Genomic DNA, 12,248 nt, shown 5'->3' on the forward strand with positions numbered 1-12,248 from the left:
ACAACAAAGCGATACTTTTATTCGCTAAGGGACGATCATGACTGATATCACTCCTACACTTGCCGACTACCCTTACAAAGTCACTATCGCCACGCGTTGGCAAGACAATGATGCGTACGGACATATCAACAATGTTGTGTACTATGGTTTCTTTGATACCGCGGTAAACCGCTTTTTAATTGAAGAAGGTGGACTAGATATACACAATGGGCAAACCGTGGCGTATGTGGTGAGCAGTCAGTGTCAGTACATTTCACCGGCGGCTTATCCCGAAGACATTTTTGTGGGTTTGCGCGTTATCAAAATAGGTCGAAGTTCAGTGACTTATGGGTTGTCGGTGTATGCGGGCGAAAATAAGCGACGCGTGGCTCATGGCCAGTTTGTGCATGTATTTGTAGATAGAAAGACCGATAAGGCTATTCCTATCCCAGTAAACGTGAAAGCAGCGTTAGAGTCGATTGTGGAAGTAATGTAGAGCATGGCAAAAATGACGAAACACAATGCATCACAAGCGATGAGCAACGGCAAACAAAAGCAGGTTGTCTTTCTAGACGCCGAAACCATGGATTTGCCCAGTCTTGATACCTCTTCACTCGATGACGTACAAAACAATTTCGACGCCGCGATTACGCTTCATCAACAAACTCAAGCCGAAGATGTGGCCGAGCGCATTAAAAATGCCGATGCTGTGCTGGTTAACAAAGTCGTGTTACAAGCCAAAGATTTACAGCAGGCCAGTCAGCTGCGCTATATTGGTGTAACTGCGACCGGCATGAACAATATCGACCGTGATTACTGCGAACAGGCGGGTATCACCGTTCAAAATGTAGAGGGCTATGGCACTGACAGCGTTGCTCAACATACGTTGACCTTGGCACTAAATTTGGCCACCAATTTTGTGACGTATCAGCGCGATATGCGCAACCAAGCATGGTCTGCTTCTTCTCACTTTTGTTTACTCAATCACCCCGTGGTGGAATTGGCGGGCAAACATGCCGTAATTGTTGGGCATGGCGAGCTTGGCAAGCGTGTAGAGGCATTGTTTAAGGCTGTGGGAATGCAGGTGAGTATCGCTGCTCGCCCAGGTAAACAAGATGACTCTCGCCCTAGTCTGACATCGCTTTTACCAAATGCCGATGTGGTAAGTCTTCATTGCCCACTAACTGAAGACACTGACAAGCTTATAAATGCAGATACGTTGTCTCTGATGAAGCCAACCGCTTTTCTTATTAACACGGCTCGCGGCGGTTTGATTGATGAGGAGGCACTCTATCATGCGCTTAAAAACAACCAAATTGGTGGCGCGGGATTAGATGTACTAAGTGTCGAGCCTCCGCCTGTTGATCATATATTGCTTAAAGAGGCACTACCTAACTTGCTGGTAACGCCGCATAATGCGTGGATTGGTAATGGCGCTAGGCAAAAACTGCTCGATAGTGCTATTGACCATTTATCTGCCCACTTATCTTCTTGTTTATCAGAGCCTCAGGGTTAGAACACCGCTATGAATAACGCGACCTTGTTTACTTTGTGCTGCCTTATTTGGGGCTCAACCTGGATAGCCATCACTTATCAAATAGGGCATACCTCTGAAACGTTTGCCATTGCGCTGCGTTATTTATTGGCGTCGGCCTGTTTAGGGATTTACTGTGTTATTAGGCGCTTGCCGCTTAAGCTACCGGTACATGTTCATGTGAAAATGGCCGCAGTTGGCCTCTTTTTATACAGCTTAAATTACACGCTGCTGTATATGGCGCAAGCGCACATAATTAGCGCGCTGTTAGCCCTTATGAGTTCTTGTATTATCTACATTAATGTTGTGCTTCGGCGATGGTGGCTTAAAGAGCCTATAAGAAAAGAAGTGGTTATAGGTGCGACATTTGGCTTGCTGGGCATTGTGTGTTTGTTTGTGCCTGAGTTTTCCAAAGTCTCCATGGATGCGGCGCTTGCCACCGGCCTCGCCATAGCGTTTGTCAGCTTTTTCTGCGCCTCAACAGGTAACGTTATCTCCGAGCGTATTTTGACCTCGGGTACGCCTGTTATCCAAATGAACTTCTATGCCATGAGTTATGCCATGGTGCTGCTTTTCATCACCTCACTGGCAATGCCGGGTAAGTTGGTCATTCCTACCCATACCGAGTTCTATCTGTCGCTGCTTTATCTGGCTATCTTTGGCTCTGTGTTTGCGTTTGGCGCGTACATGAAATTGTTAAAGCAAATGGGCGCTGACAAGGCTGCGTACGTGGTCTTGGTATACCCCATGGTTGCACTGGTTATTTCCACCTTTTTCGAAGGCTATACCTGGAGCGTTTTATCTGTGGTTGGGGTGGTCATTGTGCTGGTAGGCAACGCCATTGCAATGGGGAAAGTTCCCCGCTTTATGCGTCGCCCACCGGTGTCGAGCTAGAAGCTGGTAAAACCGTTTATTTAAGCGCGTTGATTTTCTTATTCAGTTCGTAAGCAGGCTCGGTAACAATGGCTTCAAGGGTTTCGATTCGCGCCATCAAAGCTTCAATCTGCGCATCTTTTTCCTCTAAACGCTGCTGCTGTTTGTCGGTCACGCTTTTAACGAATGGGTTGCTGCACTCGCCGTTCATCCAGTCGTTTAGTCGCCACTGAAATTTTGCGTCTAAGTAGCTTGCCAAAAGTACAAGCGACGTCAGGCTGCCAATTAACAAAACTATACTTAACGTAGTCATAATCTTTTCCTAATCCAAATTTCAAGGTTGAAGGCTTTTAGGGAAATGCCCTAAGCGCACGTTACTGTACTCACTGTTTTAACTAGTCGTTTGCTGCTTAAAAAAATTACAGCATTGACGAAAAAAGTTTGTAATAAAAATTCGTGGGGGCAGACTGATAGAAGTAACACAATAAAATAACGACAGTTTTTGTGATTAGGGATGTGACGTTGGGGCAGGGTTTTGAAGATGTTTTTGCGCAATACGGGGCAATACCGAGCCGTGTAGCCAACAGCTATGAAGCAAACGAAGCGATGCAGCAAGAATTATTGCAAGAAATTGCTATTGCCGTTTGGCAAGGGCTGTCTCGCTTTAAGGGCGATAGCAGCGTGAAAACCTATATCTTAAAAATAGCCCACAACCGCGCAGTCACTCATGTAGCAAATCAAGTGAAGCGTATTGATACCCATCAGTACGACCACGATGATACGGGCTCTGACGGGTTCGTCAGTAACACCCACTCACCAGAGGAAATGTCTAGTCAACACCAGTCATTAGAACGCCTATTGCGCGCTGTAAGAGCCTTACCTTTGCAACCAAGGCAGGTGCTTACCCTTTCTCTTGAAGGCTTAAGTTACGATGAAATTGCAGACATATGTGGTCTGACTAAAAATCATGTTGGTGTGATATTAAAGCGCGCCAAGCAAAGTATCATGCAGGAGCAACCGCATGCATAATTCAGATGAAGAGAATCAAACGAACCCGCCCGTATCAGTAGACGATGAGCAAAATGATGGCCTTTCTGCGCTATGGCAAACTCAGCCAGTTACGGCTATTAATCTTGAAGAAGTAAAAGCTAATTTAAGCAGTGAGCGAACAAAGCAACTTTGGTATATGTTGGTAGACTCTTTAGCGTTTATCCCAGCGGTCTACGTACTAGTTATGACTTGGGAAAAATTCACTTTTGTCGCTCAGGCAATGTTTATCTTTATGCTGATCACTGCTCTTCCCCTGCTTGTTTATCAGCTGTGGTTAAGAAGAGTGGCTGCATTTTCAAAAGACACTCAAACCGCTGACCACCTAACGCAGCTAATAAAGCAAATTAAGAATAACGTGAAGATTGCTGTAATCACTAAACACTCGACATGGACTGCAGTGTTGTTTGGATGTGCCTTTCTGGTGGAGCGCTATTTTTATGGGGAGCTTACCTCAGAGAAAGTTATGAAGATGGCTATAGTTATGACGTCCATGAGCGTTGTGATGCTAGTGTGGTATGTGTGGGCGAGCAAAAGACAAAAGCGTTTTGAGCATCAACTCGAAACGCTTGAGAAGATGGCACAGCAGCGCTAAGAGCACGGGTAAAAATACGATGTGTTACTTAAATTGGTCACACCTTAATCTGATACTCTCAGTGCTTGAGTGAAACCATGCTTAGTCTATAGTGCACGTATAGCTGACATAACTTTTACGCTCGTCCGTTCCATACAATATTCCGCAACGTATGTTTATCGTTTAGTGACAATGTATGTTGCAGATATTAGCGCATAACAAACCCTCGATACCCGTGCATTCGAATCTGCTTAGAGCGTATAGCGAACCTTTGAAGTTACTAACTCGCTTGTCTGCTGTAGTCTCCAAGCAGACAAGTATAGCAAGGCGAATTTCCGTTATCTCGCTACAATTTCAATCATCAAAGTATTACTAAATATCATTTTCTAACCTTTTTAAAATATATGATTAAACTAACAACGTAGGGTTAAAACTGGCCTTTTTTTCGGGTTTTTTAATCCTGTAGTGTTTTTTGTGCTTTACAGTGACAGTGTGGTGTTATACTTTGATAAAATATGTGTAAAAATAACACTAGGGTGTAATATGAGTGAGCAAACCAGAGCAGGTCGTGTATCGGAGCGTTTAGTTCAAATATCAGATGAATTGCGGCAGTTAAGCAAAGCTTCTGAACCAGAAAGTCAGAAATATCTCTCTATTGAAGAGACATTTACTCGCGTGCATGCGCTTTACACAAATACTATAGATGTAGAACTCATTGCTATGCAGAGCGGCCTACATACCAACACAGTACGCAAACTATTCAAAGATAGAAATGCATTTTTTAATGCTAAATTATCCACCATTGAAAGCTTTCTAGATACATTGGGAATGTCTTTATGGACAAGCTGAGGGCAGATGTCTTTTTATACGACAAGCGCGTAGGTGTGCTAGAAAAGCACGCAAAAGGGTACACGTTCAGCTATCGGAAAGACTATTTTGGACCTCCCTTATCATTGTCACTGCCGTTAAATGAATTTCCGTATAATTCTAAAAGACTCTTTCCATTCTTTAAGTCTTTGTTACCTGAGGGATGGCTATTAAAGCAGTATGCACGCGCCCAAAAAATAGATGAGCGGGATGAATTTGGTCTACTTGTTAACAATGGTGAAGATTTACTCGGAGCGGTTGCTATTAAGCCAATTGTAGAAAATGAATAACTGTAGAATTACGCTTAAAAAATTACCCAATAGAACAAAATACGAAGGGTTTTCTGATATCGGAGTGCGCCGTTTGTTTGGTACCTTGAAAGTATCTCCAATGGTGAGTTTTGATAGGCAGGACTTGGAATCCTTTCCTGCATCACAAAATGGCAAAATGAGCATTTCTGGGTTTCAGCCTAAAATGTCTGCTACGGTCATTGACGACGAACTGGTCTTGGTCAAAGAAAATGGCACATTCATCATTAAGCCATCGCCAGCGCAATTTCCAAACTTGGCAGAAAATGAACACGCTATCATGACGATAGCAAGTACCTGTAAATTTCAAGTGCCCCCCTTTGGCCTTATTCAACTACACAATGGTGAGTTGGCGTTCATTATACAGCGCTATGATCGTGAAGGTGGTACCAAGCTGCATCAAGAGCAACTTGATAGCGCTATGGGTGTGGACGATAAGTTCGGCAACGTAAATGGTTTTCAAACGATAAGCTACTCTAAAGCAGGTGCTTTCATCGCACAAAACCTAAAGGCAGTGCAACATTATGCAGACTTCTATCGACGTGTAATATTCAGTTATGTCGTTGGCAATAATGACCATCACTTAAGAAACTTTTCTCTTTTGTATTCGAATAAAGATGCAATACCGATGTTATCACCCGCTTACGACGTCGTTTCTGTACAACCCTACGATGAGTACTTCCGCGGTTCCTACATGGCACTTCCACTTTTGACGGCAGAAGAGAATGAGAGTGTATTGGATATTGAGACAGGGTTTGACCGTAAATATGGTCAATACGATAGACAAGATTTCATTAAGCTTGGTGAAGAGATTGGCCTTAAGAAGCAAGCAGCAGTCAAGTTACTTGATGACCTATTAAAGTCTATTGAAAAAGCAGTATCAACCATATCAGACTCATTTGTGAATGAGAGTCATAAACAAGGTATAGAACAGTTAATTAAGCACCGTATTATGATTCTAAGAGATGAAAATACCGCAATATAACAAAGTGATAATCTTGATAGGAGGATTAATAAATTCCCATTTTTTGAAGTTTTTTATACCTGTCGTATCCAGATTAAATTTGTACCTCTACCCTTAGTTTTAGGCGCTTAGTCTTTAGGACTAGCGCCGGATGTATCCTGGTTATTATTCAGCTCTTGTACTTCGCCTGAGCTGGACTCGTTTGATTCACTGTCGTCTTCATCACCATCTTTACGAGTTCTTTTATCGCCCAAGAAAAACTCATAATAAAGGTCTAACGCAAACTCTGACTGGTCTTCTAATGTGGTTTGAATTGCCTCTAAGTATAGGCTAGGTAATAACTGATATTTCAGTGCCAAATCAGGTGGAAGCTGTCTGCGACGTAGCGTGCTGTTGGCATCATTGTTACTTAAACCAACATCGACATTGTACTCCACTGATAATCGCTCATTAATTTGCCCTGTAACCGACAACATGTTTTCGTTGGTGCTTAGGCTAAAATCATCTATCCCCAAGGCGCTGCCGACTTGCCCTGTGAGGGTTTTGGTGTTCGACAAGCCAAAGCCTAATAGCAGTGCAGCGTAGTTAGGATCTTGTGTTCCCGAGTTTGGCCCTGAGCCAGTAAGCAAGTACGACAGTACGCCCTGCTGATCCATAGCTGGCTCTGAGAACAGGTTAATACTTGGCGAGTCGGCTGCACCGTCAATACGAATTCCCGCAATAACGTCGTCATCGGTTTTAGCGGGGTCGCGGATGGCTTCAACTAGCAACAAAGGCTGGTCGATGGGGCCGTTGAACTGCACTTCACCGGTTTGAATAATTAACTGTTGCCCATAAGCACTGTAGCGCCCGTTTAGTATTTGAAGGTCGCCGTAACCCACAAGTGCTGGCTGGGTGTTCACACGAATTCCGCCATATAAGCTTGCGGTTAGTCCAAACGCCTCAAGCTTCACTTCTTCGGTTTTGTTTTTATCAATGTTAACTAGCACCGACGCGTGAACGATATCTAGCGGATCTTCTCTATCGGGTTCGCCTCGTAGGTGCACATCTTTTGAAGGCGAAACAGCGCTTTCAGGGAGCGACTCTATTTCAATTTGCGCCCACGGAATATTCACTTCGCCGGTAACATCAACCTTTTCTTTTGTGGCCGCTATATCAATATTCGGAGATACCTTGAGCCGGATATTTGGCTGACGAATTTCGAAGCCATTCCCTTTTAAATTGAATGTCGCGCTTGGGTCTGACGACCAGTCTATATTGCCCTTAAGCGCTCCTTTCCCTCCACCCAGCACAAACGCACCGTCTAGTTCTGCGGTCTGGCCATCAAGTACCACTTTTTGATTCCAATCTGCCAATGTCACGGGGGTATCTTGTATATCAATAGCACCATTTGAAATGGCTATTTCACCATTAAGCGCCGGGTCGTCAACATAACCACTTAGCCTAATATCTCCATTAAGCTTTCCTGTCAGGGTTCTAATCGCCGGGGAAAGCGGTTTAAAAGGCGCAACGTTGAGCCCTTCCATCACTAACTTGCCCTCTAGTGGTATGCGCTCATCAAACGGGCGGGTATTTAAAGAAAGCGTTGCATCGCCAATGTCTTGACTAGAGATTAAGGATGTCGACGTTAGCTGACCTTGCTTGATTTTTCCGTTAGTTTCTATGGAATTAATCGTAAGTGTAAGGGGCCGTGTTTCCCCTAGTTGCCACGGGGCGGCGCTCATTGAAGCGGTAAACGTCGCATCTATCGGATCCTTTGGTGAATAACTGCCCTTGGTTTTTACCGTGAGCGTTGCTTGCGAAGGGCTTGAAACAACGGTGGGCGCTAATTCATTCGCCCATAACCCAATCGGTAGTGAAGTAGCGCTTATGTCCCAACTGGCTTTATCTTCCTGATAATTCACATTTGAAATACACAGCTCCCCTTCCTTTCTAGAGGACCAGCAATGTTGGCCTATTTTGGCCGTTACCGGTGTGGTGCCAATGTCTAGACTAAACGGGCTTGATAATGTCCATTGCATATTAGCGAGTTTTAATGCGGTATCGCTGATTTCACCAACCCAATGGTTATTGGTCCATGCACCTTTGAGTGAAAGCGCGATCTTGTTGTTGGGCACTGCCATGTCTAGTTTTGCTGTGTGATCGCGATAGGTTCCATTGATTGCAATTTCGCCATTTAACGGCCCCTGCTGGGCTGCGGCAGCGTTTAGATTAGGCGAGATGGCAATATCAGAGAGGGCTAGGGTTCCGTTTGCGCTAGGGTTCTGCCAGGGACCGGTGGCATTTATCTTACCATTGATCCCGCCGGTTATTTCTGGGTATAGGCTTGAAACAGCATTAACACTAACTGCAATATCAGCATTTAAATGACGTTTATTAAGCACTTGAGCGACGGCGCGGATAGTATTTCTTTCCTGCTCATTTTCTTGCGTAACATTAATATTAGTTACAAATAAATCACTGGGGCCGGCATAAACAGCATTCCCTTTTACTTGCAGCGGTTTGTTTTGAAGCACGCCTGATACCGTCATATCTCTTAGGCTCATATGTAAGCCGCCGCGCTCAGAATATTGCAAGATGCTGTCGATCTGCCCGTTAATTTGCTCCGGGGCATAAGCACTGAACTGTCTACCTGACACGTTTTTAAGCGTTGTCTTACCTTCCCATGCAATGCTTTCGTTAAGATATAGTGTACCCGTGTTGGTTAAGCTGCCTTCCAACGCGTTAATATTGGCTTGATTAACAAAGATATTGTTCTTTTTCAGCACCACATCTAACGACACCGGCACATTCCCAATATCGGGCAAGGTAGCAGCACCAGCTCCTTTAAGCACGTAGTCGCCCATGGTGCCTGCAAGCGTTAACTGTCCTTCTTTTAGCGTGGTATTTTCCATGGTGGGTACGGCTTGCTCTTGCCAGTTCGCAGTGAATTCTATAGGAAGGTTACTGTCTAGTATGTTCGCCATGAGATTAGCGTTTGCGGTAACCGCCCCTTTGGCAATAACAGACAGCGTTAGGTCGTCCAACGCACCTGCGGCGGTTATGTTCACTTCTTGCGGAGCATCGCCGAGCTTCGTTTTGGCGGTAACCGCGACATCTAACGGGTAGTTTCCATTGAGCGAGGCTGTTGCTTTACCTTTTATTTCCCCCTGTTCATGCACAATTGCCAATTCTTCAATAGCAACATCGGCGCCTTTGAAGTGGGCGTCCAATAAGGATATGAGAGAAATGTGCTGTTTATTGCCTTTTTGGGCTATTTGAAGGTCTTCTACCAATAATGTGCCAAGAGACAAGGGAATAGGCGAAGCTATACTGGGTAGTTCAGGTACGTCGTAGCTTAGCGAGTATGACGTAGGCAAAGCACTTTCAGTACTTGACGCCTGTTCTTCTGCTGCCTGCTCTTGCTTTGGAGTAGCGTTTTGAGCAGATTGCTCACTATTAGTGTCCGGTGCATTGGTTATGGCTACAGGCGAAGAGCTGGCTGCCTCATCTGGGTTTAACAGAGCAATGCGGATTCCTTTCGCGGCTATGCTGTCGAGTATCAAGGCGCTATTGCCTTCAAAATCTGCTAACTCTAATTCATCTATTTCTACTGTTGTCGTAAGTAAAGCAAGTTTTATATTCGTTAGCGCTAAATACCCGACATCAATAGGCAGCGGTAATTCAACTGGGTCTCCTGTGGGAGTGTCATTCGACGATTCAGGCGCGTTTGATAGTTGTGTAAGCGTTGCATTTTCAAGCGTTAGCTCGTTGACGCATACTCTGGGCTCAAACAAACAACGCCACGTTACATCAATATAGGCATATTGTGCCGTTACCTTCCATTGCGGGTTTTCCCATGCAACATTATGCACTTCTAAGGTGTCAGCGAATCCGCCTTCAATAGCATCAATAGAAAGTTTATCAACGAGCGCGTTGGCCATTAACTTAACGGTAGGGCCCCCTAGCGGGCTGATTAATACTGCATATATGCCCACCAGTATAAAAATAGGTGACAGTAAAATAGCCGAAAGCGTACGTTTTCTCATAGCTCTGGCCCTAACATTATATGGAAATCCCAAGTGTTCCCGTCAGGCGCAAAACCTCTAGCGATATAAAACCTCACCGGTCCGATAGGGGAAAGCCAGTGAACACCCGGTCCGATGCCGTAGGTCAGCGTTGTGCTGGTATCGTTAGTGGCTGTTCCCGCATCGATAAACGCTGCAACCCGCCAGTTATCTGCCACTTGGTAAGCGTACTCCACACTTGATGTGAACAAGTACTTCCCACCGATTGAGTCTGTTTCAAGTTCGCCGGTTTCTGGGTCGATAACTTCGGCAGCAGGTGAGATTTCACGGTACTCAAAGCCTCTTATACTTTGATCGCCGCCGGCGTAGAAACGAAGTGATGTCGGTACTTCATCAAAACTATTGGTTTTAATGGCCCCAACTTCGCCACGAATTGTAACTCTATGTACATCATTAAAAGTGCGAATAACCATAGCTTCAACAACGGCTTTAGCGAAATCGATGTCAGAGCCATAGCCCTCTCTTCCTATTTGAGTGAGCATTTGTAGATAAGCACCGTTGGTAATATTAAGCTCACTATCTTTATCTCGATAGGTTAAAGAGTACCCAGGCAGCACAAGCGATGTGGTATTCGTGCTCAACTCTCCCTGATCGTATGTTTCCCGTAAATAGGTAATAGAGCCATCATGCTGCCACGGAGAATCGTCACCTTGCCAATAGCGGTGTGCAGAAAGGGATAGTGTTTCACTTTCGAACGAGGTGTTGCTGTATTCAATAAACTGATAACCGGCCTCGATGCTGGCGTAATCTCGGGTTATATTTCTCATGGGAATGCGATAGTCGGCGGTAACCGATTGTTCGGGTTCAGAAATGAAGATATCAGATGAGATCGAATGTCCTTTATCGTTTACCCAAGGTCGTTCCCAGCCCAAGCGAACCCTTGGACCTGTATCAGTGGCGGCACCCACTGATACGTTAAACGCATCTGTGGGTCTATGAAGTAGTGATACCTCTACTGGCACAAGTAAGCCTTCAGCTTCACTGACAACGGGGCGGGCAATAACCCGAGTAAAGTACCCAGATTGATTCAATCTGCGGTTGAAATCACCAAGTACTGCAGACGAATAGGCATCGCCAGCTTTGAAAGGCTTTAACCGTTCAATAATGTCCTTAGCCTTGTCATCCCCTACAAACTTTAACTCGCCAAATTGATATTGAGGCCCACTTTGCGCAATTAAAAGCACGTTCGCTTGTTTTTCGTCGCGAACCAAATCCAAGCGAGTTGCCTGCCAGAAATAATCAAAATAGCCGTTGGATAGCGCGTAGTTGAACATAGAAGATTTAAACGATTCGTAAATGGTTTGGTTGAGCACGTCGCCTTCTTGAAGTTGTAACGAATTAAATCGCTCTCTAAAGCCTTTGTCTTCACGCCCTGCACCAATAATTTCACGGGTCACTTTATTTATCGTGAGCGGCGCATTTAACGCAACATTTACGGCGACTTTGTCACCTTCTAGTATGCGTACTTTTGTTTCACTATTGTAAAAGCCAAAAGGCTGTACTGCTGTTGCCACCGCTCCTGCAACTTCATCTTGCCAATAGGGATCCGTCAATAGCGCCTTTTCTACATCAAGCCCATTTAGATGTAGACGAATATTATTACGAAGCTTTGAGTCGTCTACGCCTTTGATGTCATAAGTGATTGATTCTTCGGCAAACGATGCCATGCACAGTAACCACAACAGCGTACAGCATACAGCTTTAGTCAATAAAGACGTTGCTTGGGATATTCTGAGCGCAAATTGTCGGAAAAATAGGTCTTGCAAACTGGCGAGCCTGCTCCAAGTTGAAGGCATGAAAAGGTCAAATCCTTAAGGTAACGCTGGGCTTAGAAGCTTACCACTAGAGGGTAAAATCCATGTTCTATCTGTGGTTAATAGTACCACATTTACAGTTTGTATTCGTAAAGTACGACGAGAGATCAAATTCTTGCGCTAATGTAGATACTTCAAATCTTGGAAGGTTTATTTTTGTACATTAGAGAGTGAATTTGTATACTCAAGCTAGCATAGCTTTGAGAATTGCTCATTCGCTA

At 44.7% G+C, this 12,248-nt stretch carries 11 protein-coding genes; 8 read left to right on the top strand and 3 right to left on the bottom strand.

The window, feature by feature from the left end; all coding sequences use genetic code 11:
- Positions 1-37: 37 nt before the first annotated feature.
- Genes ACXAGV_RS03820 through ACXAGV_RS03830 form a run of 3 tightly spaced genes read left to right on the top strand, consistent with a single transcriptional unit; the run spans position 38 to position 2,407 of the window.
- Complete coding sequence (locus ACXAGV_RS03820) at positions 38-475, top strand: acyl-CoA thioesterase (protein WP_474828968.1); 438 nt, start codon at positions 38-40, stop codon at positions 473-475.
- 3 nt (positions 476-478) lie between these two features.
- On the top strand, positions 479-1,495 hold the full coding sequence (locus ACXAGV_RS03825) for a D-2-hydroxyacid dehydrogenase (protein WP_474872041.1): 1,017 nt from the start codon (positions 479-481) through the stop codon (positions 1,493-1,495).
- 9 nt (positions 1,496-1,504) lie between these two features.
- Entirely contained in the window at positions 1,505-2,407 is a 903-nt protein-coding gene (locus ACXAGV_RS03830) for a DMT family transporter (protein ID WP_474872043.1), read from the top strand.
- A 16-nt stretch (positions 2,408-2,423) separates the two neighbouring features.
- Here the strand turns inward: ACXAGV_RS03830 and ACXAGV_RS03835 are convergent, their stop codons facing one another.
- Entirely contained in the window at positions 2,424-2,699 is a 276-nt protein-coding gene (locus ACXAGV_RS03835; protein ID WP_474872045.1) for a hypothetical protein, read from the bottom strand.
- Between the two features lie 209 nt (positions 2,700-2,908).
- Here ACXAGV_RS03835 and ACXAGV_RS03840 point away from each other — a divergent pair, with 209 nt between their 5' ends.
- From ACXAGV_RS03840 to ACXAGV_RS03860, 5 genes are all read left to right on the top strand, one after another.
- Complete coding sequence (locus ACXAGV_RS03840; RefSeq protein ID WP_474872518.1) at positions 2,909-3,415, top strand: RNA polymerase sigma factor; 507 nt, start codon at positions 2,909-2,911, stop codon at positions 3,413-3,415.
- Positions 3,408-4,028 (top strand): hypothetical protein, encoded by a 621-nt coding sequence (locus tag ACXAGV_RS03845; protein ID WP_474872047.1) that lies wholly within the window; start codon positions 3,408-3,410, stop codon positions 4,026-4,028. The genes ACXAGV_RS03840 and ACXAGV_RS03845 overlap by 8 nt, the downstream gene beginning before the upstream one ends.
- Positions 4,029-4,550: 522 nt before the next feature.
- On the top strand, positions 4,551-4,856 hold the full coding sequence (locus ACXAGV_RS03850; protein WP_474872049.1) for a hypothetical protein: 306 nt from the start codon (positions 4,551-4,553) through the stop codon (positions 4,854-4,856).
- Positions 4,844-5,164, top strand: a complete 321-nt coding sequence (locus ACXAGV_RS03855) for a HipA N-terminal domain-containing protein (protein ID WP_474872051.1) — start codon at positions 4,844-4,846, stop codon at positions 5,162-5,164. The genes ACXAGV_RS03850 and ACXAGV_RS03855 overlap by 13 nt, the downstream gene beginning before the upstream one ends.
- A complete protein-coding gene (locus ACXAGV_RS03860; protein WP_474872053.1) occupies positions 5,157-6,167 on the top strand; it encodes a type II toxin-antitoxin system HipA family toxin in 1,011 nt (336 codons plus the stop codon). The genes ACXAGV_RS03855 and ACXAGV_RS03860 overlap by 8 nt, the downstream gene beginning before the upstream one ends.
- Before the next feature lie 107 nt (positions 6,168-6,274).
- Here ACXAGV_RS03860 and ACXAGV_RS03865 read toward each other — a convergent pair whose 3' ends face one another.
- Both ACXAGV_RS03865 and ACXAGV_RS03870 read right to left on the bottom strand, forming a co-directional pair.
- Positions 6,275-10,174, bottom strand: a complete 3,900-nt coding sequence (locus tag ACXAGV_RS03865; RefSeq protein WP_474872055.1) for a translocation/assembly module TamB domain-containing protein — start codon at positions 10,172-10,174, stop codon at positions 6,275-6,277.
- Complete coding sequence (locus tag ACXAGV_RS03870) at positions 10,171-12,009, bottom strand: autotransporter assembly complex protein TamA (RefSeq protein WP_474872057.1); 1,839 nt, start codon at positions 12,007-12,009, stop codon at positions 10,171-10,173. The genes ACXAGV_RS03865 and ACXAGV_RS03870 overlap by 4 nt, the downstream gene beginning before the upstream one ends.
- Positions 12,010-12,248 lie beyond the last annotated feature (239 nt).

This window comes from Alteromonas sp. ABH4_453, assembly GCF_056160665.1.